We start from the raw sequence: 24,759 nt of genomic DNA on the forward strand, positions 1-24,759 counted from the left end.
TTATTTTACATATCAAATTGGAATTGCACCAAATTTTAACTTACCCCAATAAATTACAGGTTTTGCTATTCTCAAAAACGATTAAGTTATAGTCTTTTAAATATTCGTTTCCATTTAAAACCATTTTCATTATTTGAGTAGAGCACCAAAATCGCTTTTCCAATAATTCCCTTCTCCGGAAGAAAGCCCCAGGTTCTTGAATCGGCCGAATTGTGTCGGTTGTCTCCCATCATAAAATAGTAGTTTTGGTTAAAGGTGTAGAACCGAATTTCTTTTCCCTCTTCTTGCACAATTCCGTCCCTGAGAATTAGATTCTTTCCTTCATATTCGCGGATTAATTTTTCGTAGAGGATGAAATTCTCTTCTGTCATCTCAATACGCATTCCTCTTTGAGGAACTTTTAATGGACCAAAGTTATCGGCTGTCCAACGAAATTTCATATTATGAGGATAGGCCTGTGGCATGGTGTCAGTGGGAATTTCCAAAAAGCAGATCGAATCAATTCCTTCTTTTAAGCGCAGTGTCTCGTATTGCATCCGGTTTAATTCCAGCTTGAACAGCCCACATTGTATTTTGTTAATTTTGTCATTCGCAATTTCCAGTTGATCAAGGATGTCAGTTAAACGATCCTCGTTCGCCCATATCAGGTAATCAACTTTGGAAGTTAAAGGAGCGGGTATATTTTGCTGATTACAGCTTATATTACTGTTTCTGATGCGAATTATTTCTCCTGGTAAGCCAATGCAACGTTTGATATAAAAAGTTCCTTGCTGCTGCGGGAAATTGAAAACGACAATATCATCTCTTGAAACTTTGGCAAATCCCTTTAGCCGTTTGTATTTGTACCACGTGGAATCGATTTTATAACGAGCTTCTTTATTCAGGTAAAACAGGATATTGATCCAGGGAATTTCGAATGGAGATTGAGGTAGGCGTGGCCCATAGTGCAATTTACTGACCATGATCTGGTCTCCCGGGACCAGCGTATCTTCCATCGAACCGCTCGGGATCATATATGTTCCAAAGAACAAAACCCGGAGAGCTATTGCGAGAACGACTACCCAAAAGATAGTACTCGCGAATGAGAAAGTCCTATTCCTTCGAATCCAACGAATAAATCTTAGATCAGAAAAAAACAAAACAAACAGGCATACAATAACGAATAGGCCAATTGATAACCATGCCAATCCAACCATTGGAAGCGTGAAAATGGTAAGTAAGAGTACAAAAATTATATACTTCTTCATTTTATGTTTTCATCTGTTCCGGAAGAAAACGCATCTTCATTGGGGTATTTTACGTTTCCTTTTATTGTCAGGATTTGCGGAGACCCTTCTCCGTTATAGGATACCGTAATTGTCTTGACGAATACCCCGGGATAAGAGGTGTCGTAACTAAGGAGTATTTCTCCGGATTCTCCCGTTTTTATTGGCTTTTGGGGCCATTTGGGAACGGTACATCCGCATGACGTTTTCACATGCTGGATTACCAGCGGCTTCTCTCCTGGATTGGCAAACTTAAAAGTGCAATTCGCTTCCCCTTTGTATTCAAGCTCGCCAAAATGATGCGTTGTTATCTCAAATTTTATTTCTGCGTCGTTTTTTACAACGACAGATTTACAGGCCATAAAGCCAACTGTTACAAAAATTGCTAGTTCAATTCTTAAGGATATTCGCATACTAGGATCTTTAAATAAGATTCATTTTCTTTATCAAGATACATTTATATAAAAGTCAAAGAGGCTTAAGCCCATCCCTATCCACGTTTTTCAAATCCTTCTTTATTTGCTTTTTAATTGACATTATTACGATATCCTCATCCACAAATGCCATCATTACTGGAGATAAAATGAATTTCTTCGATTTTGTTGTTGGATAACACAAAAAATACGGGAGAGTAAAAATTTTTCAATTTTCTTCTTATCATCTCATTTTCGTCAGAGTATACATAATCATGATACTCATTTGCCATCTGATCTCGATAAATATTTGTATTTGAAGAAATCACCCAAATTAAGTTCTTTGAAAAGCTGCCGTTAATGTTTTTGAGAATTCGAAATCCCTTTTGAATACATTGAAGGCAGTCATTCCCGGTATAATAATAAACAATTGTTCTATTACAAACATCTGGACAAAGTGAATCTTTAAGAATAACTGATACTTCATTCAGCTCTTCCCCCAACAATCTCGATTTCAGGTGTTCTAAGTTTTTTAACTTCAGTTCGATTGCTTCTTTATAAAATTTCTGATTTTCATTGTTCTTTTTCTGCAAAAAAAAACCTATTGTAATAACTATGATTACACAAAAAAGAAATATAAATCTCATAGATTCTTATTTAAGCCTAAAGGATTGCAATTCAGATAAATATCCATTAAATGCTATTAACTTTTCCTTGTCGGGTAATATGCAAAATGAATCGTACCTCCCTATCCCCAATTCCCAAATATCCGAAAGCTGTAAATTATTACTTTGATAATTGAATACAAGAATCTTATTTGTTTGAATAAATTTACCGCTACCTCTTTCAGTAATAAGCATATATACGGTAGAGTCGATAACTGAGACATCATTAATGAGAATTGGGGTTGCGCCCTGCGGGTTTCTTTTGTAAATAAGATTATGCTGCTTTAACGTCTTTTTAAAAATAGGAATATCAGAAAGATCAAAACGATTAATAATTTCACCGGAGAAGGAATAAATTTCAACAATTGGCTCAGATATACCAACTGAAATAAGATGATTAGCACTGGAATATATTCGCCTATAGTTCCTTTCTAAACTTGATGTCTCTGCATAGAATTGTCCGAAAGTGATGGTATCTTTTCCCTGTAGGTCAATACGATAAAAAACAGGTAGATCTTCATTTTGAGGAAATGTCAGAAACATCATTCCATCCTTAATCGAGACCGACCGACTATCACTTATAATTAAATTAGTAGAAAATGAATTTTTAAAAATGTAGTGACTACGTATATTTTTCGAATACAAATTAAATCGTCGGTTTCCGGCATCCTGAACAATAATTCCTTCTTTTGCGTTAAAAACATTTAATGGGTATAATAACTCACCAGGGCCATGACCTTCTCCGCCAATTGTTTGTACATAATTCAAATCTGAATCTAACCGGATAATCAAATGTTGGTCCATATCCACTAAATAAATGTTGCTATCAATGTATTCTATTGACACAATTTTTGAGAGAAATATCGAATCGTTAATTTCTTTATATATCTTTTCAGGCGAAATCTGCTCAACAGACACATCATCATGAGATTTCTGACTTATACACGAGACATTTAGCAATATAACACCTGCGATAATCGACAATACTTTATCCTGTTTCATTTCTAATAATTTTTATTGCTTTCTCAAAATGAGAAAATGATAGTACTCATCTTATTAATTTAATTCCGTGCTAATTCTAATTAATTAACACGGAATATAATCTGCCTAAGGAACCAGCACACACCTGTGTGTAACACCATCACACTCTACTTTTCCCACCAATGGATAGGATTTACAGGTATACATCGAGTTATATCCATAGCATTTAACACTACCATCGCCGCCAACAGAATCACAGTCAACTGTTGCCTCACACAATACTTTATCACCTCCTCCACTTGTTGTTGTGCTGGTAGTCGTAGTGGTGCTAGTTGTTGTACCTGTAGTACTACTTGAAGTTGTTTGAGCAATGACAGCTTCGCTCATCATCACAAACGGGTCGTCCAATGTCACTTTCACATTAACGGCCAGAGCAAGTAAAAATATTGCCGCGGCCAAGTATTTCAACCATTTTCCAATTTTTGTTTTCATTATATATAGATTTGTACAGGCTTGTGAGTATTGTTTTTGAAATGTGTGCTCACAATACCTGTGGTTTAAGGTGTGGCTGGGTTTTCCCGGCTGCACCTATGTTTTAACTAACGCTTGCCGTACCGGTGTGGGTACGCCCACTTTTCCCGTTCGCAGCCTATTGGGCGAGAAGTGGACTTTTGGGGTCAACTGGTTAATGTTTATGTCACGGCAATTCCTCCTCTATTGGTTTGTTAATAATGGCTATTTATTATTCGTTTCTTACGGCTCCGCCCCCTCAGTCCCATTGGGAAACTTAGCAAGCGTGTCCTTTTCGCAGACTTGTTATTCAGCTTTAACCTCTGGACCAAGTCGCGTAAACTATTCAACAGGCACTGTTTCGGCTACTTTCTCCCTGGCCTGCTTATGGTATGGTTTGATGCTTTTGTCCAGGATGATGTAGTTTGGCCTGCGTTTATTCTCAATAAATAACTTCCCTAAATATTCGCCCATAATGCCCAGCACAATTAGTTGCACTCCGGCCAGAAATACGGTGCTGATGATGGTCGATGTCCAGCCATGTACCGTTTTATCGGTAAAAAACTCCAAATACAAGGCCCAACCCATAATGATAAAGGCTACGAGCGATACCAAAAGGCCCATGATTAATGCGAGCCTCAATGGTTTTACACTCGTTGAGGTAATCCCGTTTAGCGCCAGCCTTATCATTTTGCGCAACGGGTAATGGGTTTGCCCGTTTTTGCGCTTCAGGTGGTCATAGCTTACAAATGCTTTTTTAAAGCCCATCCAGGCATAGAGTCCCCGCAGGTAGAAGTGGTTCTCGGGGAGTTGCCTGATCACATCGGCTACCCTCTTATCAATGAGCCGGTAGTCGTTGGCACTTTTCACCACCGGGTAATCGCTAAGTTTATTAAGCAAATTGTAATAGCAATAGGATGAGTGTTTTTTGAACCATCCAATAGAGTTGGTATAAATGGGCATGGCCTCCACAATCATGGCCCCTTCCAGCCACTTGTCAATCATTTTGGGGATTATTTCCGGGGGTTGCTGCAGGTCTGCATCAATGGTAATAATGGCATCGCCGGTTGCGTGATTGATCCCGGCCTGCAAAGCGGGTTGGTGCCCAAAATTTCGTGAAAAACGAACAAAGTTGACTTCATGAAACCGACTCGCCAACTGTTCATAAACTTTAGGCGAGTGATCGGAACTGCCATCGTCAACCAGTATTATTTCGTAGGTATACCTACTCAGGTATCCCTGAAGTTCAGCAACCATCAGGGGAATATTCACCGCTTCGTTATAGCAGGGCACCACCACCGAGACAAGGAAATTACTCTTCTCCATAAGCAACGTTTTGAAGAGGATTATCTACCGCAGGTTTGTTTTCTGCTTTTCGCCTGTCAATAAGTTCATTGACATTTTTTTTGATTGAATCGCTGTCTTTCCATTCTGTAGTTCTTACGAACGAATGAGCACCAAAGAAAATGAAATAAGCTGTCAGTCCAGGTATTAGAAATTTTCGCCATACTTTTTCCCGGACATACAAATAATAAATAAACCATGCAGCCATTACTCCAAGCCCAATGAGACTGAAATACATATACCTGTCGGCTGTAATCATTTTGCGGGGCATTGGAATGAGGTGCAGTACCAGCACGATATTGATAATAAACAGCAGGAACCCGAAAATAACAAGCCGGTTGTTGCGGACAAAATTGCCCCTGATAAAAATGATACAAATAGTTACCAGCATAGGATATACCCAAAAATAAAGTGGTAATGCTTCGCCCACTTCAATAGGGAAAAAGTAGAAATAGTATAATTTGACCGGGGCAATATAACGGAACAGGTACTCCATAAAACTGCTCATGCTGAACAGGAATCGTTGGTAAAGCGGATAGGTATCTGTTGTAAACGTACCCAGGTTGTTCGAGACTGAAAAAGCATATAACAAAAGGGCGATGAAAAAGAATGGAATCTTTTCGGCAATCACCCTGCTTTTTAGTGACCAAAAGGAGAAGTTTAGTTTTTTGAAACGGTCGAAAACATAATCGAATGCCAGCAGGTTAAGTGGGAAAATGATGGCCTGTTCCTTTGATCCATAGGCCAGCAGGTAACACAAGGCCACCCCAATCAGCCACCAGGCGTTTAATGTTCTCAAATAGTTTAGGTAAAGCCGGATTCCCATTAAAAAGAACAGGGAATAGAGTACAATTTTTGATGCACTGATCCAGGCCACGGATTCAACCTGCAAGGGATGTATGGCAAATGCGAGTGTTGCCAAAAACGAAAATATCCGGATTCGTTCGGCGCTCCATGCGTGCTTAGTCTGCCTGATGGTTATGCAAATAATGGCATAAACGAGTAGAACATTTGCAAGGTGTATCAGCAGGCTGACCGCATGAAAAGCCGCAGGATCAAACCCAAATATTTTATAAATAACAACATACAATACCGTATTTACGGGCATGTATTGTCCCAGATGATAGTGGGTAAAATGATACCACAGATCGCTAAGAGAATGGCTGGTCACAAACTCATAATCGAGGACTTGCCACTGGTCGTCCCATCCTAGTTGGAAATCATTGAAAAGAGTTGGAAGAAAAACAATGAGGACCGCAAATACCAATAATAATGGTGGGTGAAGTTTACCTACAGATTTAATCATAAATATCAGTCTGGGAAATTTTATTTACAGTAGAACAATTTAAACTTATATTACGGAAAATCAAGAATAATATTTCTTTATTTAGCAAATAGTTATTGCTAATGAGGGAATGGTTCCGGGAGTTATTGGGTGAATAATTCTTTTAGCTTTTTTCTCCCGCTTCTTGAGACAGGAATGACAATTGCGTTATCAAGTTTCAGTGATTGGTCTATATTGGTATTATACTCGATGATATGCCCGATGTTGACAACAACGGTTCGGTGGCAACGGACGAATCCCAGATCCTTCAAAAGAAATTCGAGTGTTTTCAAGGTTTTTGAAATTAAGATTCTATTATTATCAACGGTATGGATTAGTGTATAATTACTTTGTGATTCACAGTAGACTATATTACCAATAGGAACACACTTAATAGAATCCCGGAAATGAACAGATAATAGAACTGTAGTTGGGGTAGTTGGGGTAGTCAGAATTTTCATGTTTAAAGGGTTCAACTGATTGTAAAAAAAGGTTTTTGTATATTATATAATAACGCATAAAAGTCAATAATCCTTTAGTTCTATAATGTTTTTTTTAATTAACTATCCCGAGACTGCAATAATAATGCATCCTCCGGTATTCGGGTTATGCTCATAGTTCATTCGATTTATGGCAGTTAAGCGGCCTGTTACTTCTTAATATTATCATTCAGCCAATCAGGGTTCCTCAATAATTTGTTTCATTAAATTTATTATTATTATTTAATCGGCACAAGGTATTGTTAAACATACGGGGGGGGGTAATTTTATTGTATCGCCTTTATGTAAAGAGTGATTGCTATTGATTTACATATTCAGGTTGCAATTTGTGTTTTTAAACATATCCACTGGAAGATTACCTTGCTCCGGATAACAGATTTAAACAGATGTCCGGGTGTAATAGATTGTTTTTCATGCGTTTTAGCTCATGCAGCAAAAATATTCTTGCCATTCAAACCCATCAAAGGTAGCCTTGCCCTATCAGGATATTTTGCAACTCCAGTTTCGCTTTTTGTACCTGCACCTTTGCTCCCGACAGTTGCTGCTGATAGGTAAAAGGTATTAACGCGGCGATTAACTGTCCTGTCCCTACCCGGTCTCCATTTTTTACCATCAACGTTTCCAGTTGTTCGCTTACCCGGAACCGGAGTTCGCTTTTACGAACAGCATTTAATTTCCCGTTGTTTATAATCTCTTTTTTGAAAGGTATTTTTTCAAGTACCGCCACTTCAACCGGATTTTGCTGCTGAACGTACTGGCGCTTTTCAGCAAGATCGGTTTCTTCTGATCTGGTGCCGGAACAGGCCGTCAGGAATGCGAATGAGGCTATAGTTATAAATCCCGCCAGTTTGGTTGATCTGGTTTTCATAATGATCATTTTATCGTTAAATTTATACATTTTCTGTTAATCCGAAAAGATGCAAAACAATGATCTTTATTGAAAAGAATTTCGTCGAGATATCGAAACGCGACATAATTCGACTGGCATTCTCTTTTATATTTATCATCACCACCATTGACATTTTCCATTTTTTATCATTAGTGTCCGACTAAAAAAAAATAGAGAAGGTACTCCCTTACGGTTTCCCTTCAAAGTTGTAAATTGATTTTGCGAAAAACTTTTTACAACATGGATAAAAATACAGAAATAAAATTTGTCGGACAGCCGATTTTAAAACAGATATTAAACTTGACAGAGAAAGTCAACATATCCTGGATCGTAAAGGCACATGACAGTGACCGGTACGACAAAGCCTTCAAGTCCAGAACCCATTTGATTACGATGCTGTTTGGGATCTTGATCCGGTGTGATTCGATGACCGAAGTCTGTGAAGGGCTGCGGGCTATGGGAGGAAAATTAAACCACCTTGGACTTGAAAAAGCTCCGTCCAGAAGTACCGCCAGCGACGGGTTAAGAAACCGGGATAACCGTTTTTTCGAGGCCTTATATTTTGCCTTGGTTGACAAATACCGATCATTTTTGTCGGACAGCCGGACCTTGGGCCTAACCTTTAAAGAAGTGCTTTTAATCGATTCGACCACGATTCGTTTGTTCAGCGATATTTTGAAAGGAGTTGGACGTAATCCCAAAGGAGATAGGAAAAAGAAAGGCGGTTTGAAAGTTCACATGCTCATTGATGCTGTCCAGTCGGTAGGACGGTTTATAAAAATAACGGCAGCAAAAGTTCATGACAAAAACTTTTTGAAAAGCCTTGAGCTGATTTCGCACAGCATGATCGTGTTCGACAAAGCCTACAACGATTACCACCAGTTTGCCTTGTGGACCACACAGCAGGTTTATTTTGTTACCCGTTTGAAAAAGAATGCAGTTTACCAGGTTGTTGAAGTAAAACGTGCCCATTACCGGAAAAAGGAGAAAGCCAAAGTGCTGCGCGATGAGATAATCGAACTCACCTATCACCCCGAAGATGAAAAAGGGAAAAAGCAATTGAATGTTTTCGAAAAAATCCGGTTGCGCAAAGTATGTTACCAGGATGAACAAAACCGGTATTTTGAGTTTCTGACCAATAATTTTGACATAACAGCCGAAGAGGTCGCCTTTCTTTACAAAAAACGCTGGGGCATCGAATTGCTGTTTAAGAAGATGAAGCAAAACTTCCAGCTTCACTATTTCTATGGAGAGAATGAGAACGCAATACGCACACAGGTTTGGTGCACACTCATTGCCCAACTGCTGATGACTGTTATTCAAAAGATCGCACAAACCAAAAAGGCTTTTTCGGTTGTGGCTTCACTGGTACGGATACACCTGATAAGCATGCTTGATAGGGTAGAACTGCCTCGCAGTACCAACCGGGCATATAAAATACAAGCCGGAGAACCTCCCGGACAATTGCAATTAAAGTGGATATAAACAGGAGGGTCTGTTTGGAGATTGAGAAACAATCTCCCGAAAACCGGACATTACAGACAATAAAACTTTGCATTCCCGACTTTAGTCGGATTATAGTGATTTGAAATCATTAAATAAAGAGGCTAAAAGAATGATCAACTCAAAAGTCACTGAGTGTCAATCGTTTTTTTGGCTTTCCATTCGCTCAAGTCTTTCTCTCCTTTCTCGAAATGGTGTAGAAAGTACTTCTGCCCTGACCATGCTTTTCAACAAGGTTATCATCAACAAGCCCGGTAAGTATCTCGTACGTTTTTGTATTTTTCAAACCGATCAGTTCTGCTGCCTCTTTTCTTGATATTTTTTTGTTATCCATTAGGTACAGAAGTATATCCTGTTTTTCTTTCGTTAATCGTTCGTAATCGTTCGTAATCATTCGTAATCGTTCGTAATCGTCTGCGGATGATTCTCTTTCCAATGGTTTATTGGTCAGAATTGGTCGAATAATCTCTACATCAAAAAAGTCGTTCTTCTCTTCAATTTTAGGAGTGGGCAACCCCTGTTGCTTACAAGCATTGATAATCCGGTTTATCCCGCTTCCCCATTGTTCAATCAGGCCCAGTTCTTTAAAAATATGGGCAATTACCCGGTTCCGTGCTTCGCTGCGTCCGTTAAAAATATCTTACATGGTAATGCTACTCGGTAAACTGCCCGGAGACACAACATTTACAATATCATCATAAACCCCAACCTTAATATCCCGTCCCTGGTTGACGTAATCTCTGTGAATTAAGGCATTGACCAAACTTTCGCGCAGTGCAACCACTGGAATTTCATACGTTTCTTCACGGTATAACCCTTTTATTTCTGCCTTCAGATTAATGTGGTTCAATACAAAACTCTGGGTATTCTCAAGGATGGAGAAAATGTCGCCTTCATACTCTTTTTTGTCGATAAAAACGTCCATGGTAGTCCCTTTAAAGCGCGCACACTTTACGGTACAATGCGGAAATTTACCGAGTAGTATCATCAGTGCGTTGGTTGGATAGGTTCTACCTTTTTCGGTTTTAGCCAGCTTCAGGTTTTTTAGTTTGTCGTCATTCAGTGGTTTCCCAATACTTTCAAACCGCTTCAGCACCGGAACAATATCAAGCTGATCAAAGGTCTGATCATAGCAAATTTCTTCATCAAAGCTAACGTGCCGTTTTTGCCGTTCCAGTTCGGCAATCGTATCCAAATCAGCAAGCCGGTTTGTTGCACCAATACGAATGTAGGTCCCTTCGGCTTTGCCCTGGTTTTTCAAAAAGTACGGTTTCAAATTGCCCCGTACGATTTCAATAACCAACAACAACTTGCCTTCAACATTCACACTATAAATTTCCGGCATGATTCCCGGGCAACAGTTGTCTGCAATAACCGAGGCAACGTCATCCTGTATTTGAAACAGTTCATCTCCGTTTACACCTACAATTTCCCGCTTATTGTTTACGCCAATAATTAGTTTACCTCCGCTCGTATTGGAGAAGGCAATTACTGTTTTGGCAATATTTTCATTTTTAGGTAAAGCCCTTTTAAATTCGAGCGTTTTGCTCTCGCCTTTCTGTATTTGCTCAATCAATTTCATTATTCCAAAGATATTCATAATTCTCTATGGCAGTTGCCTACCCTCTACGGAATATCACTTCTGCCGAAAATTTAAACTCCCAAGTTGTCAGATTTATGATAACACACATACAGACTAAGAAGATTTAGCACCATTTGGTTTTACGAAAAATGATGACAGCATTGATCCATCTCAGCTTGACTCCATGTAACGACACTCCGTCCTCTTTCATGCCCTGCATACCTCCATATGTCAGAACAAAAACTTAATAAACTATATACAAGCATTTTATATACAAAAATCAAAGAATGCCCTCGCGTTACTTAACCGAAGGTTATTGCCGTTTCAAATTTGTCCTTTCGTTTTTCAGACCAATTTCCCTTTTTCGTAGGGCGTTTTTGCTAACCGAACTACTTTTCGCAGTCGTTCAATGTGTTTCATAACACCATTGTTTTGCATGGGTTTGATATGGTTCACCGGTTCCCTGTTCCGCAGAAAATATTCAAAGTCTGTCACAAATTTGTAGTTGAGTTTTGAAAGATAAATATCTGTTGTGCGGAAATGCCTGTTTAGAAATTCTTTTACATAGCGTTCTGTCGTAATATAATGTTTTAGCGTATTTCCAGAGAGTTCAGATTTTGAAATTTTCTGATGATACGCGAAAGTATCCAATAGCGTTTTCCCTTGTTCGTGAATTCCAAGAAAATGATTTTTAATAATGGTAGCCGTTGGCAAATCCCCTTCTACAATCAATTCCCGGTAAATATTGTTGAGCTTCGTTCTTACTTGTTCCAAAAATTGATTGAGGTCTCTGGCTTCTTTTCTCTTACCTTGAGCTATTCCGTTGGATGCACTCCAATCCTCATGCGCGACATTTTGTTTTAGTGAGATTTCAGACCGGGCTCCATTCACCGTAACCCGGGCGAAAATAGTAAGACTTTTTTCATTGTCGGAGCATTTGCTTTTTCTGGTTGTGAACTGGACTCCGAATGTTTGTTTTGTCTCCATATCAATGTCTTTTGAAATGTTTTAATGTATTCCAGTTAAATGATGCTGAAACTACCTATTTGAATGACTCAAAATATATCAAAACAAACTACCATTTAACTGTAGTTTATTTCGAATAATTACCAGATATATAATCTGATACAGAGATCCAGGTGAGTAAATTTAGTGTAAAAATTTACTCACCGAATTGCTCACATTTTTTTTTGATATTGACTGGATTATTTTGACACAATAAAAAATAAAAAAGCAGTAAATCAACGACTTACTGCTTTTTGATGCCGTTTGGCATCCACTTTCGTGGGCGGTGAGGGATTCGAACCCCCGACCCTCTGGGTGTAAACCAGATGCTCTGAACCAGCTGAGCTAACCGCCCGAATGTTTACTGAACGTGCCTTACTTCCCTGAAAGGCGATGCAAATATATATCCTTTTTTCTTCCTTCCAAAAAAAAAATCAAAATTTTCAGGAAAAATAATCGGCCACAACAAAAGTGCTCCCTCCTACAAAAACAACATCATTTTCGCCGGCATTCCGGATGGCTTCATTCACAGCCTCTTTAACCGGCAAGATCGCTTTCCCGGATAAACCGGCAGCCTCTGCCTTTCTTTTTAACAAATTGGCATCAAGCGCACGCGGGATATCTGCCTGGGTAAAATAATACGTCGCTTCCCGAGGCAGCAGTTCCAAAACGCCATCGATATCTTTGTCGTTAACCATCCCCAAAACCACGTGCAGCTTTTTCGGGTTCATCTGTTGCAGTTGTTCGACAACCAGTTTTATTCCGGCTTCGTTGTGCCCGGTATCGCAGACCACCAGCGGCTCATAGCCGGTAATCTCCCAACGCCCGCGCAGTCCGGTATTTTTCCTGACATGACTGAGTCCGTCATAGACAGCTTCGTGATTGATTTTCCATCCTCGTTGCTGAAGAATCTCAACGGCCTTCAGCACTCCGGCCACATTTTTGCGCTGATAACTCCCTAACAAATCGGTCTTCAAGTCCGGGAAAATGAGCGCCTCGTTTTTACTGAAATTAAAAACCTGCAAACCCTCGGGCAACAAGGTGGTATCATGAGCCGTGTATTCCCGGTCGGCAAAAAAAAGCGGGCTATCCGTCATTTCGGTTTTCTGCTCAAACACAAAATGGCAGGCATCGTCCCACTCCGACACTACCACCGGTATGCGCGGTTTAATAATCCCCGCCTTTTCGGCCGCAATTAACGGAATGGTTTTGCCCAGCAAAGCCGTATGATCAAAACTAATATTGGTAATCACCGACAATTCGGGCGTAATAATATTTGTTGAATCTAACCGCCCGCCCAGGCCAACTTCAACAACAGCCACATCCACTTCCCGGTTTTTGAAATGCTCAAAGGCCATCGCCACCGTCAATTCAAAAAAAGAAGGTTCCAGTCCTGCGGTTTCATTTTTTTCCTGAAACGATTCAATAAAAGCCACCACCTCGTCTTCGGTAATCAGTTCACCGTTTACCCGGATCCGTTCCCTGAAATCGACTAAATGCGGTGAGGTGTACAAGCCGGTTTTATACCCCGACGCCTGTAAAACCGATGCCAGCATATGCGAAACAGATCCCTTGCCGTTTGTCCCGGCCACATGAATTGTTTTAAACCGGCGGTGCGGATGACCATACATGTCATCCAACGCCAGTGTGTTTTCCAGATTATCTTTATAAGCCGCGGCCCCGGTACGCTGAAACATGGGCAACTGGCTGTACATATAATCCAAAATTTCTTTGTATTTTTTCATTATCATTCAATCAGTTATAATAAACAACAAACATGGTCAATAAAACACTAACATCTTTTAACAATAAATCCGTACCAAATTCTCCATTTTTTTCTACTTTTAAAAAAGTCTAAATATTAGAATTATGGCAAGCCAGAAACTCACTAAAATTTTCGTGTTGGATACAAATGTGATTCTGCACGATCATACCTGTATTTACCAGTTCAAAGATAATGATATCGTCATTCCGTTGACCGTACTGGAAGAACTTGACAAGTTCAAAAAAGGAAATGATCCGATTAACTTCCAGGCGCGTGAATTTGTCCGGATTTTGGACAACATTGTTGGCGAAAAACTATTTAACGGCGGAATAAAGTTAGCGCCTGAACTGGGGAAACTGATTATTGCAACCGGGAAACCGTTTTCGGAAACAATGAAACAGTCCTTTAAAGAAGACATTCCCGACCACCGGATCCTGGCAATAGCCGAACACATTACGACCGAAAACACCAAAAGACCAACCATACTGGTTACCAAGGATATTAACCTTCGCATGAAGGCCAAATCGCTTGGCATTATGGCCGAAGACTATCAAAATGACAAGATTAAAGACCCGCTGGTGTTTGAGAAATCGATCACGGAATTGGAAAACTTCAAAGATCAGCTGATCGATGTGCTTTACAATGATGGTTCGTTCCCTGTAGCTGAAGCCGGGCTGGAAACGGCGCCCATCGCCAACGAATTTTTCATTCTGAAAGGAAATAAATCGAGTGTTTTAGGCCGCTACGACAGCCCAACCCAGCGAATGGTGCGGGTAGAAAAAAAAGTAGCTTACGGAATAAAACCCCGCAATGCCGAACAAACGTTCAGTCTGAATTCGCTGTTGAACCCGGATGTAAAACTGGTGTCGCTCACCGGAAAAGCCGGCACCGGGAAAACCTTGCTGGCCCTGGCAGCCGCGCTCGAACAACATAAGCTGTACGAACAAATTTTACTGGCCAGGCCTATTGTCGCCCTGAGTAACCGCGATTTGGGCTACCTGCCCGGCGATGCCACCGAAAAAATCAGCCCCTACATGCATCCTCTGTTCGATAATCTGTCGGTAATCAAACATGCCTTCAACCCCCGCAGCCAGGAGTATCAGAAAATTGAAGAATTACTAAAAGAAGAACGGCTGCTTATCACGCCGCTTGCATATATCCGCGGCCGGAGCTTATCCAATTCATTCTTTATCGTGGATGAAGCCCAAAACCTTACGCCGCACGAGATAAAAACCATTATTACCCGGGCGGGCGAGGGAACCAAAATGGTGTTTACCGGCGACTTACAACAAATCGACTCGCCTTACCTCGATATGAAATCGAACGGGCTGGCTTATATGACCGACAAAATGCGCAAGCAGGAACTATTCTCACACGTGAACCTGATTAAAGGCGAACGCAGTTACCTGGCCGAGCTGGCCAGCGACCTGTTGTAGTCGATCGGCATTGTTTAATCATATTCAAGGACTTCAGTCGCAGCAAGCTGAAGTCCTTTCTTTTTAGGCCGGGTATTTTTGTTATTTTTGCACCGCCAAATGAAAGAGAAACAACAGATGGATTACAAGGGCAAAAAAGCGGCATTCTTCACCTTGGGTTGCAAACTCAATTTTTCAGAAACATCAACCATTGCACGACATTTCGAAGTGATGGGCTTCAACCGCGTTGATTTTAAAGAGCAAGCCGATGTTTATGTTATCAACTCGTGCTCGGTGACGGCCGAAAGCGACAAAAAAAGCCGAAACATCATCCGGCAGGCGGTGCGCCGCAATCCGAAAGCCGTGGTGGTGGTTACCGGTTGCTACGCGCAACTACAAGCCGAAACCATTAAAACCATGAAGGGGGTCGATTATATTTTAGGCACCAACGCCCGTTTTCGCATGACCGATTTTATGAACGGCTTGCAAAAACGCGACGAAACCTTTGTGTTGCTGCAATCGCAACAGAACAACAAAGACTTTTTTCACGCTGTCTCCTGGGGCGACCGTACCCGCAGTTTTCTGAAGGTCCAGGACGGCTGCGATTATTTTTGCACCTATTGCACCATTCCGTTTGCCCGTGGCCGAAGCCGCAATGATAAAATCAGCAACACGGTAGCCGAAGCCCGGGAAACCGTGTCACAGGGGATTAAAGAAATCATCCTGACCGGCGTAAACATTGGCGATTTCGGGAAAAGCACCAACGAAAAATTCATCGACCTGCTGCATGAACTCGATGAAGTGGACGGGCTGGAACGTATCCGGATTTCATCTGTTGAGCCAAATCTGCTGACCGATGAAATCATTGATTTTGCAGCAAGTTCAAAACGAATCGCGCCTCATTTTCACCTGCCGCTGCAATCCGGATCAAACGATGTCCTCAAGCTCATGCAGCGTAAATATAACCGGGAACTGTTTGCCGAACGTGTCGGCAAAATCAAATCGGTTATGCCGCATGCGTTTATTGGCGTCGATATCATTGCAGGAACAAATGGCGAAACAGAAGATTTTTTCCTCGACGGTTACCACTTTGTCAAAAGCCTGGATGTTTCTCAGCTACATGCTTTCCCCTACTCCGAACGTACGGGAACAAAGGCATTGGAAATCAAACCGGTTATACCTGTTGATGAGCGGAAACGCCGCACGCATCAGCTCATCATGCTTTCGGAGAAGAAGCTGCGCGCCTTTTATGAACAGAACAGCGGCGCCGCTTATCCGGTTTTATTTGAAGACGAATCGTACAACGGGCGGCTGAAAGGATTCACCGAAAATTACATCCGGGTCGAAACGGATTATCAGCCCGAACTCGTAAATCAGGTCAGAAAAGTAAAACTGTCGAAAATAAATAACAACGGAAATTTTGAAGTCAGCCTGCTTTAAGCGAATTTCGAACAAAAAATAAACCATGGATTTACAAAATATTTGCACCCAAATCGGGAAACTGGCTCAAGAAGCCGGACAATTTATCCGTGAAGAACGGTCGAAAATTTCAAACGAAGACATTGAACTGAAAGGTAAAGCCAGCCTGGTTACCTACGTAGACAAAACAGCTGAACGGATGATCGTGGATGAACTGCGCCGGCTGTTGCCCGAAGCCGGATACATTACCGAAGAAGGAACTGCCGGCGAACAGGGTGAGAAATACAAATGGGTGATTGATCCGCTTGACGGCACCACCAACTTTATTCATGGCATTTTCCCGCATTCCGTGTCTATTGGCTTATTGGAAGATAACCATCCGGTGGCCGGAGTGGTATATGAGGTGGGACAGGACGAACTCTTTTCAGCCTGGCAAGGCGGCGGCGCCTGGCTCAACGGTCAGCCTATTTCCGTATCCGCCTCAGCCACGCACGAAGATGTGTTGCTGGCTACCGGCTTTCCGTATTATAATTTCGACATGCTGCAAAATTACCTTCGCCTGCTCGAGTTTTTCATGATCGAAACCCGGGGAATGCGCCGGATGGGTTCTGCTGCAGTTGATCTGGCCTACGTGGCCTGCGGCCGGTTCGACGGGTTCTTCGAACATGCCCTCCACCCCTGGGATGTGGCGGCCGGCATCATCATCCTAAAAGAAGCAGGCGGTCGGTTGAGTGATTTTAAAGGCGGAGATAATTACCTGTTCGGAAAAGAAATTGTGGCTGCCAACGCCAATTATTACCCTGCTTTTTTTGAAAAGATAAATGAACTTCTTGGATAATCTCTGTCATTCGGGTAAAGCATACGATGAATCAACAACCGACTGAAAATAAAATCAGAAAATAGTTTATACATTTTCGGAATTGGTATAACTTGCATTAAAAAGCATTATGGCCGACAAAGAAATTGCCTTACTCCATAAGCAAATCGAAAAGTTATACGAAAAAAGTTTCGATCTGGGCGCCTGGAAAAATCAGACCTTATTGTTTCTGAACCGTATTTTTGGCGCCAACCACGCCATCGTGAAAATGATTTCGGGTCTGAAGTATGATTACTCCAGCTGGAACCTGCGCGACGCTACCGGCAACGAAAAATCAGACGATCCGGTAAAAATGCAGGCCCGTGAAATCCTGGAGGCAGCCGTGCAGGAACTCGAAACCTTAGGCCTTCCGGAACAGGGTGTCACATCAAATAAGGTTTGGGCCATCCTCGAAGAAGAGTTGACCGGCAAACAGTTAAAAGAACTAAAGGAAATTGTAGCCGAAAAAGAAGAAGAGAGACTTCGGCAGTTCAAGGAAAAGCTAAACCAGTTCGACAAAGAACAACTGATCAACCTGCTCTCGCGCATATTGATTTCCTGACTATCTTTGCCCGGATGAAACCACCAAAAGTCGCGATTGTTATTCTAAACTGGAACGGCGAAAAACTGCTTCCTCAATTTTTGCCGTCAGTTATCGGGCACAGCCTGCACGACGATGTTCAACTCATTGTTGCCGATAATAACTCTACCGATGGTTCTGTTCAACTGCTTAAAGATCACTTTCCGCAGGCAAAAATCCTTCAGCTTGAAACAAATTATGGTTTTGCACGGGGCTACAACGAGGCATTAAAACAAATACAGGCTCAATATTATATCCTTCTGAATTCGGATGTGGAAGTGAGTCCAAACTGGCTCGACCCCCTGATTCAGGTCATGGACAACAACCCGGCCGTGGCTGCCGTTCAACCTAAAATTTTAAGCTGGCATCAGAAAGACACCTTTGAGTATGCAGGAGCCGCGGGAGGTTTTATCGACAAACTGGGCTTTCCGTTTTGCCGGGGACGTATTTTGGATGTGCTTGAAAAAGATGAAGGTCAGTACGACCAGCCGGCCAGTATTTTTTGGGCCAGCGGGGCTTGCCTGGCCATCCGGGCAGATTTGTTTCACGAGGCCGGTGGGTTCGACGCCGACTTCTGGGCACACATGGAAGAAATTGACTTGTGCTGGCGACTGAAAAACAGGGGTTATAAAATACTTTTCGTTCCTGAAAGCAAAGTGTTCCACCTGGGCGGAGGAAGCCTTTCGTATAATAATCCCCGTAAACTTTTCCTGAATTTCAGGAACAGCCTATGGCTGTTATATAAAAACGTGCCTCGTCGTAAGTTTTGGAAAGTGATGACCACCCGATTGTTTCTCGATGGCATCGCCGCCTTGCGCCTGTTGACCGAAGGAAATGTGAAAGGTTTTGCCAGCGTTTTTAAGGCCCATATGGCTTATTACCGCGAGTTGCCCGTTTTACGAAAAAAAAGAAGAAATCTCCGGAAAATGTCGGCGCAGGAATGGCACGATGAGATCCTTTGCAAAAGCATTATCTGGAAATATTACGTCAAAGGCGAAAAAACCTTCCGTGAACTGAGCTGATCTGTTTTTCCTCAGATTTTGAGTTTTGGGCGAGTCGTTGTATCTTGGATCAAATTCAAGCCGATGAAACGAGGATTAATCCATGCATTTTATATCGATTCAATTGAAAAAAAAGCGATAAAACTTTTACCCGATCAGGTTCCCGATATTCAACGGGAGGCAGATTACATCTGGCTTCAACTGAATTTCTCGGTTTCAGAAACACGTTCAATCCTGGAAAAGCTGGACATAAATGAGCTGACCATCAACGCGCTGACCAAAGAAGAATCGCGCCCGCGCGTAGCCATTACGCCCGAAGAATTATTGCTCGTGGTACGCGGGATCAACATGAACAAGGGTGAAAAACCCGAAAACATGATCTCGGTCCGGATTCTGGCAACAAAAAACCTGCTGATTACCTGCCAGAAGAAAAATCTCAAATCGGTCGACGACCTGATCGCCGAACTGGAGCAAGGTAATCCGCCAAAAACGACCGGCGATTTTATTGTCCGTTTAAATGAACGGCTGGTGGTAAACATGAGCGATGTGATGGAAGATATCGAAGAACTTGCCATTGAAATTGAAGAACGGGTGATTGCCGAAGACCAAACCGACTACAAACAGGAATTGCACAACCTGCGACTGCAAATCATTCAGCTCAAACGCTTTTTAATTCCGCAACGCGATGCTTTAAGCAAGCTGCAACTGGATAAAACCAGCTGGATGACGACCAAACAGCAATTGCGCCTGCGCGAAGTGGGCGACCACCTGCTGCGTTACCTCGAAATGCTGGATGCCTCGCGCGAACTGGCTTCGGTAAGTCAGGAAACCCTCTCCCACCGCCAGAATGAGCAGATCAATAACCGGATGTACCTCTTATCGATCATTGCAGCCTTGTTTTTACCGCTCAGCTTTTTCACCGGCTTATTGGGCGTCAACCTGGCCGGAATCCCCCAGGCGGAGAACCATTATGCTTTTGCTGCTTTCGTGATCATCCTGCTTTGTATTGTTGCCTTTCAGTTTTGGTTCTTCCGGAAAAACAGGTGGTTATAAAAAAAAGACCCCGCCTGTCGGGCGAGGTCAGTGAACCAACTAACTAAACTAAACCAATGATGTAACAAACAACGAAACTTATTCTTCGGTCTTTACGAAATATCAATCATTCGCGGGGCATTTCCCTTCAATTCTTCACGTTTGGGAAGAACAATCTTCAATACTCCGTTTTTGTGCGAGGCATTGATCTTGTTCACATCCACGCCGTCGGGAATACGGAACGAACGACTGAACGAAGAGTAATTGAACTCACAGAACACCACTTTGTTTCCTTCTTTTTCTTCTTTTTCGTCTTTCTTTTCAGAAGAAACAGTCAGCACATGGTCTTTTAAATCAATGTGGAAATCCTTTTTCTCAAGCCCCGGGGCGGCCACTTCAATTTCAAAATTGTCTTTTCCTTCAAAAACATTGACACTTGGACTTGTGCCCCAGCCCGTTTTGTCAAAAAATTCATTCCACAAATTGCGTCCAAAGAATTCATCAAATAAACTTGGAACATTCTTGTTGTTTCTGATTAATGGTAACATGGCTAATCCTCCTTATTTCTTTCGTTAAACATGTTTTTATTGTTTCCGGCTGATCATGATCAAAGAGCAGGCCAAGGCGGTTTTTGTCCAAATTCTCTTGTTTATTGTTCACCTGGCTTGCCAAAATGTCGTTGGAAAAGTCATTTTTTCATGCGATAAGCTGTTTATAATGAAATATTTTCAGTTTTTCCCCCAATTTAATTGCCGAACCAGTTTTGATATATTCGTTTTTTTTACCTTACCTTTGCTCCTGATTTTACGCAATGGGGTGTCCTAAAAAATCGGACTGAGATCATACCCAATGAACCTGATCCGGGTAATGCCGGCGGAGGGAGGGCGAAAGGAAAAATGTTTCCTACCTCATTGGTTATTTATTAACCAAATTTTCAAAACAAAATGAAAAAGATTGTTGTAATGCTGCTTTTGCAGTGTGTTGTTGTTGCCTCATTTGCCCAATTTTCGGTTTCGGGGATGGTGAAAAATGAGGAAGGGGGAATTTTACCCGGCGCCACCGTTACGCTAAACGCGACTTACCGGGGAACGATTACCAACGAACATGGCCGGTTTACATTCGACAAACTGAAGGCCGGAAATTACGAATTGCAGGTTTCTTTTATCGGTTATGAAAGGAGAACTATTCCGGTACAATTAAACCAGGCCGTTGATTTACAAATTCAACTGAGCCGTTCGACCATCTTAACCGAAGAAGTATTGGTGTCGGCCACGCGCGCCGGCGACAAAACGCCTGTTGCCAAAACTACGGTCGACCGATCAACCATCGAAAGCAGGAACATGGGGCAGGATATTCCCTATTTGCTCACGATGAGTCCTTCGTTTGTGGCTACTTCGGATGCCGGCGCCGGTGTGGGATACACGAATTTCCGTATCCGGGGCACCGACCTAAACCGAATCAACGTGACCATCAACGGCATTCCCATGAACGATGCCGAATCGCACGGCACCTGGTTTGTGGACATCCCCGACCTGGCCGGTTCGATCGAAAATATCCAGGTTCAGCGTGGAGTAGGCACTTCGACCAACGGAGCCGCCGCTTTCGGGGCAACCATCAACCTGCAAACCGAAAGCCTGAACAAAGACGCTTATGCTGCATACAGCAGCTCGGCAGGTTCGTTTAACACCTTCCGAAACTCGGTCAGCGCCGGAACCGGCCTGTTAAACGAGCATTTTACCGTTGATGTGCGTTTATCGAAAGTCACCTCCGATGGTTTTATCGACCGCGCTTCGTCTGATTTGAAATCATTTTTCGCTTCAGCCGGCTATTATTCCGGTAACACCATGCTCAAAGTCAATGTATTTTCCGGTTTTGAAGAGACCTACCAGGCCTGGTGGGGTGTTCCTTCCGTCCGCCTGAAGAATGACCTGGCAGGAATGCAACGTTACGAAGAGCACTGGTTGTACACTCCAAAACAAACGGAGGAAATGATCAATTCGAACAGCCGGACCTACAACTACTACACTTACGAAAACGAAGTAGACCATTACCAGCAGGATCATTACCAAATGCTGTTTTCGCACAAATTCAACCAGGCCCTGAACCTCAACGCAGCCCTGCACTACACCTACGGACGCGGCTACTATGAAGGCTATAAATACGACGAAGAATACGAAGATTACCGGATGACTGCTCCCGAAGGTTTGGAAATCACAGACCTGGTAACGCGCAAATGGCTGGACAATGATTTTTACGGAGCGACACTTTCATTGAATTACCATAAAAACCAATCATCGTTCACCTTTGGCGGAGGCTACAACGTGTACGACGGCCGCCATTTCGGACAGGTGATCTGGGCGCAGTACATGGGCGAAAACGGGAAAGACCACGAATGGTACCGCGGCACAGGTCTGAAAAAAGATTTCAATGTTTTTGGGAAATACAACTTTCAACTGACAGAAACCCTTAATTTGTTTGCCGACCTGCAATACCGCCACATCAATTACGGGATCGACGGCATTGATGATGATCTGCGCGACCTGACCCAATCGCACAAATTCGACTTCTTCAACCCCAAATTCGGTCTGTTCTACCGCCCAAACAGTTCGCGGGAAGCCTACCTGAGTTTTGCCCGCGCCAACCGCGAACCCAACCGAAGCAACTTTGTGGATGTGGATGAAGGTGACCCAACGCCCAAACATGAAACGCTGAATGATTTCGAAGCAGGCTATACCTATAAAACATCGCGTTTTCTGTTAGGGGCAAACCTGTACTACATGGATTACAAGGACCAGTTGGTTCAAACCGGGGAGGTAAACGATGTTGGTACGCCTCTTTTGGTGAATGTAGACGACAGCTACCGGGCCGGGATTGAACTGACCGGCGGACTGAAGATTTCCGCTAAACTAAACTGGGATACGAATGTTACCCTCAGCCAAAACAAGATTGAAAATTTTACTGAATATGTTGACAACTGGGACACCTGGGAACAGGATGCCTTTGAACTTGGGAAAACCGACCTGTCATTCTCACCCAATGTGATCGTTAACAGCCAGCTCAGTTACAAACCGGTAGCCGCGCTAAACGTCAGCCTGCTTTCAAACTACGTAGGCGATCAGTACGTCGACAACACCTCGGGCAACGACCGCAAGCTGGACGCCTGGTTTGTAAACAACCTGAAAGCAGATTACTCACTGAAGGCCAAGCTGTTTAAAGAAGTCAGGCTGCACCTGATGGTGAATAACCTCTTTGATACCCGATACGAAAGTAATGCCTGGGTATATTCATATCTTTTGGGGAACGAACGTTTCGCCATGGATGGATATTTCCCGCAGGCCGGACGACATTTTTTTGCCGGAATTGATTTCAGGTTTTAATTTTCAACGTACCCCCCGGAGCAGACGTTCCGGGGGATACGTTATATACATTCGCTAAAATTTTATTTCAATCCGGGAGCGATAAAAGAAGTGGCATACCTGCGATATCGCTTCGACTTACCTACGACTTACCTGCAATCGCCAACGAACGATTGAACGAAAGGAAAAACAGGGCAATCTCCGGCAATCAGATTAAAGCATGGCCGCTTATGTCCTTCCGGACAGGATTTACTTTTTTGCCTTAACGCAGAATATGGCAATAAGCTGAATGTTGATGGCGATGATTTTTCTACGAAGGTGACCATAGAAAATAAGGTTTATATCCGGGAAACAGCCCGGGGTTCGTCATGCTGAACGATCGTTGGCGGCTTTTTGTTCTACTTATCATCCGGTTTGCGCCATTAAGTTTCTATAGCCGCGTATAACTGGGCCATCAGTAATTACAACTCCTGCAACGCCTTGCTGGTCGCATAATACTTTTCCTTCGTTTGCAATAACAACCGGTTTATTCTCTTCTCCGTCGTCAATATTATTATCCTTACTACAGGAAACGATTGAAAACGATATAACAAGGACACATAAAAATAATCTGCTCATTAGTTTCATAACTTATTTTCCTTTTCTGATTTCATACATGGAATAACCCACTTCCCTGATCTTTGCAATGGTTTCCTCGTAAGGGGTATCGCAAATATCGGTAAAGCCTACCTGAAAATTCTCACCATCGAAACGCCCCGTGGTGGCCTGATCGGAAAACTGGTGCCAGTGGGTACCGATGATGTTAGGGTGGCGCAGCGCCGATTCGATGTAGCCGGCATAACAGGCTGCCCGTTCTTCCTGGTTAGCCGTTTTCACCAGGCCCGGGTGGAACATTCCCCGGTCGAGGGCGCCAAAATGAAATTCGCCGATCATTACCGGCTTGTCGATGCCTTTGGGCAAAGAGAACCCATACAGGTTCCGTTTGTAAATATTGTAACTGATCACGTCGCAGTAGTTTGCCCCGATGCGGATTACATTTTCGTTGGAACGGGCAAAACGGCAACCCATATACAACTTGTTTGGCGCCACTTTTTTGAACTCATCCCGCACATTGCAAAAATAGGCTTCGGTCATCCGAACCGAAAATTCAACACAATCAGCCAACGCTTTTTGGGGCGGTTTTGCGTGCGAATTTAATAGATCGTCCCACGACGGATAGTTGGTTTCCCATACCGCATTCAAAGCCTGAATATTTTTGTATTTGTTTTTCAGCTCTTTCAGCATTTCAATTCCGCCCAGTAAATAAGCAAAACTCATGGACGACAATCCGTTTGAAAGTCCGAATGATTGTTTG

24 protein-coding genes, 1 tRNA gene and 1 riboswitch are annotated in these 24,759 nt (G+C 42.6%); of the genes, 8 read left to right on the forward strand and 17 right to left on the reverse strand.

All coding sequences use genetic code 11. From position 1 onward, the window contains the following. Positions 1–86: 86 nt before the first annotated feature. The 9 genes from lepB to AC6H3C_RS19035 all read right to left on the reverse strand — a co-directional run bounded on the left by lepB (position 87) and on the right by AC6H3C_RS19035 (position 7,870). Positions 87–1,247 (reverse strand): signal peptidase I, encoded by a 1,161-nt coding sequence (lepB, locus tag AC6H3C_RS18995; RefSeq protein ID WP_497517091.1) that lies wholly within the window; start codon positions 1,245–1,247, stop codon positions 87–89. Further along, positions 1,244–1,678: a DUF1573 domain-containing protein gene (locus AC6H3C_RS19000; protein ID WP_497517092.1), complete on the reverse strand. Its 435-nt coding sequence runs from the start codon at positions 1,676–1,678 to the stop codon at positions 1,244–1,246. Before AC6H3C_RS19000 ends, lepB begins: the two co-directional genes overlap by 4 nt. A gap of 137 nt (positions 1,679–1,815) precedes the next feature. Next, a complete protein-coding gene (locus AC6H3C_RS19005) occupies positions 1,816–2,325 on the reverse strand; it encodes a hypothetical protein (protein WP_497517093.1) in 510 nt (169 codons plus the stop codon). A gap of 6 nt (positions 2,326–2,331) precedes the next feature. Next, the gene (locus tag AC6H3C_RS19010; protein WP_497517094.1) at positions 2,332–3,345 is read right to left on the reverse strand and encodes a hypothetical protein; all 1,014 of its coding nucleotides are present in this window, start codon (positions 3,343–3,345) and stop codon (positions 2,332–2,334) included. Positions 3,346–3,450: 105 nt separating this feature from the next. Then, positions 3,451–3,816, reverse strand: coding sequence for a hypothetical protein (locus AC6H3C_RS19015; protein WP_497517095.1), 366 nt, complete (start codon positions 3,814–3,816; stop codon positions 3,451–3,453). 360 nt (positions 3,817–4,176) lie between these two features. Beyond that, complete coding sequence (locus AC6H3C_RS19020; RefSeq protein ID WP_497517096.1) at positions 4,177–5,160, reverse strand: glycosyltransferase family 2 protein; 984 nt, start codon at positions 5,158–5,160, stop codon at positions 4,177–4,179. Continuing rightward, positions 5,147–6,484, reverse strand: a complete 1,338-nt coding sequence (locus AC6H3C_RS19025) for a hypothetical protein (protein WP_497517097.1) — start codon at positions 6,482–6,484, stop codon at positions 5,147–5,149. Before AC6H3C_RS19025 ends, AC6H3C_RS19020 begins: the two co-directional genes overlap by 14 nt. Positions 6,485–6,606: 122 nt before the next feature. Further along, the gene (locus AC6H3C_RS19030; protein ID WP_497517098.1) at positions 6,607–6,963 is read right to left on the reverse strand and encodes a LytR/AlgR family response regulator transcription factor; all 357 of its coding nucleotides are present in this window, start codon (positions 6,961–6,963) and stop codon (positions 6,607–6,609) included. A 499-nt stretch (positions 6,964–7,462) separates the two neighbouring features. Then, a complete protein-coding gene (locus AC6H3C_RS19035; protein WP_497517099.1) occupies positions 7,463–7,870 on the reverse strand; it encodes a hypothetical protein in 408 nt (135 codons plus the stop codon). 261 nt (positions 7,871–8,131) lie between these two features. On the opposite strand from AC6H3C_RS19035, the gene AC6H3C_RS19040 reads away from it, so the two are divergent. Beyond that, complete coding sequence (locus tag AC6H3C_RS19040) at positions 8,132–9,376, forward strand: IS4 family transposase (RefSeq protein ID WP_497517100.1); 1,245 nt, start codon at positions 8,132–8,134, stop codon at positions 9,374–9,376. Between the two features lie 184 nt (positions 9,377–9,560). Here AC6H3C_RS19040 and AC6H3C_RS19045 read toward each other — a convergent pair whose 3' ends face one another. The 5 genes from AC6H3C_RS19045 to AC6H3C_RS19065 all read right to left on the reverse strand — a co-directional run bounded on the left by AC6H3C_RS19045 (position 9,561) and on the right by AC6H3C_RS19065 (position 13,726). Beyond that, complete coding sequence (locus AC6H3C_RS19045; protein WP_497521281.1) at positions 9,561–10,031, reverse strand: ATP-binding protein; 471 nt, start codon at positions 10,029–10,031, stop codon at positions 9,561–9,563. Between the two features lie 3 nt (positions 10,032–10,034). Beyond that, positions 10,035–10,976, reverse strand: coding sequence for an AlbA family DNA-binding domain-containing protein (locus tag AC6H3C_RS19050; protein ID WP_497517101.1), 942 nt, complete (start codon positions 10,974–10,976; stop codon positions 10,035–10,037). Between the two features lie 345 nt (positions 10,977–11,321). Further along, on the reverse strand, positions 11,322–11,963 hold the full coding sequence (locus AC6H3C_RS19055) for a phage integrase SAM-like domain and Arm DNA-binding domain-containing protein (protein WP_497517102.1): 642 nt from the start codon (positions 11,961–11,963) through the stop codon (positions 11,322–11,324). A gap of 298 nt (positions 11,964–12,261) precedes the next feature. Continuing rightward, positions 12,262–12,336: transfer RNA gene (locus tag AC6H3C_RS19060), tRNA-Val, on the reverse strand. An 88-nt stretch (positions 12,337–12,424) separates the two neighbouring features. Further along, positions 12,425–13,726, reverse strand: coding sequence for a bifunctional folylpolyglutamate synthase/dihydrofolate synthase (locus AC6H3C_RS19065; RefSeq protein WP_497517103.1), 1,302 nt, complete (start codon positions 13,724–13,726; stop codon positions 12,425–12,427). 124 nt (positions 13,727–13,850) lie between these two features. On the opposite strand from AC6H3C_RS19065, the gene AC6H3C_RS19070 reads away from it, so the two are divergent. From AC6H3C_RS19070 to AC6H3C_RS19095, 6 genes are all read left to right on the forward strand, one after another. Further along, on the forward strand, positions 13,851–15,182 hold the full coding sequence (locus tag AC6H3C_RS19070; protein WP_497517104.1) for a PhoH family protein: 1,332 nt from the start codon (positions 13,851–13,853) through the stop codon (positions 15,180–15,182). A 99-nt stretch (positions 15,183–15,281) separates the two neighbouring features. After that, positions 15,282–16,601, forward strand: coding sequence for a tRNA (N(6)-L-threonylcarbamoyladenosine(37)-C(2))-methylthiotransferase MtaB (gene mtaB, locus AC6H3C_RS19075; RefSeq protein WP_497517106.1), 1,320 nt, complete (start codon positions 15,282–15,284; stop codon positions 16,599–16,601). Between the two features lie 25 nt (positions 16,602–16,626). Continuing rightward, complete coding sequence (locus AC6H3C_RS19080; protein ID WP_497517107.1) at positions 16,627–17,418, forward strand: inositol monophosphatase family protein; 792 nt, start codon at positions 16,627–16,629, stop codon at positions 17,416–17,418. Positions 17,419–17,527: 109 nt separating this feature from the next. Next, positions 17,528–17,998: a hypothetical protein gene (locus AC6H3C_RS19085; protein WP_497517108.1), complete on the forward strand. Its 471-nt coding sequence runs from the start codon at positions 17,528–17,530 to the stop codon at positions 17,996–17,998. A 14-nt stretch (positions 17,999–18,012) separates the two neighbouring features. Further along, positions 18,013–19,038, forward strand: a complete 1,026-nt coding sequence (locus AC6H3C_RS19090; RefSeq protein WP_497517109.1) for a glycosyltransferase family 2 protein — start codon at positions 18,013–18,015, stop codon at positions 19,036–19,038. Between the two features lie 63 nt (positions 19,039–19,101). Then, the gene (locus AC6H3C_RS19095) at positions 19,102–20,070 is read left to right on the forward strand and encodes a zinc transporter ZntB (RefSeq protein WP_497517110.1); all 969 of its coding nucleotides are present in this window, start codon (positions 19,102–19,104) and stop codon (positions 20,068–20,070) included. 92 nt (positions 20,071–20,162) lie between these two features. On the opposite strand, the gene AC6H3C_RS19100 is transcribed toward AC6H3C_RS19095, so the two are convergent. Continuing rightward, entirely contained in the window at positions 20,163–20,597 is a 435-nt protein-coding gene (locus tag AC6H3C_RS19100) for an Hsp20/alpha crystallin family protein (RefSeq protein WP_497517111.1), read from the reverse strand. Between the two features lie 254 nt (positions 20,598–20,851). Beyond that, positions 20,852–20,948, forward strand: a riboswitch (TPP riboswitch). Positions 20,949–20,993: 45 nt separating this feature from the next. Between AC6H3C_RS19100 and AC6H3C_RS19105 the strand changes: the two genes are divergently transcribed. Next, positions 20,994–23,426 (forward strand): TonB-dependent receptor, encoded by a 2,433-nt coding sequence (locus AC6H3C_RS19105; RefSeq protein WP_497517112.1) that lies wholly within the window; start codon positions 20,994–20,996, stop codon positions 23,424–23,426. Between the two features lie 384 nt (positions 23,427–23,810). Here the strand turns inward: AC6H3C_RS19105 and AC6H3C_RS19110 are convergent, their stop codons facing one another. Further along, entirely contained in the window at positions 23,811–24,023 is a 213-nt protein-coding gene (locus AC6H3C_RS19110; RefSeq protein WP_497517113.1) for a hypothetical protein, read from the reverse strand. Between the two features lie 12 nt (positions 24,024–24,035). After that, the gene (locus tag AC6H3C_RS19115; protein ID WP_497517114.1) at positions 24,036–24,722 is read right to left on the reverse strand and encodes a hypothetical protein; all 687 of its coding nucleotides are present in this window, start codon (positions 24,720–24,722) and stop codon (positions 24,036–24,038) included. Between the last annotated feature and the right edge of the window lie 37 nt (positions 24,723–24,759).

Source organism: Gaoshiqia sp. US2 (genome assembly GCF_059705485.1).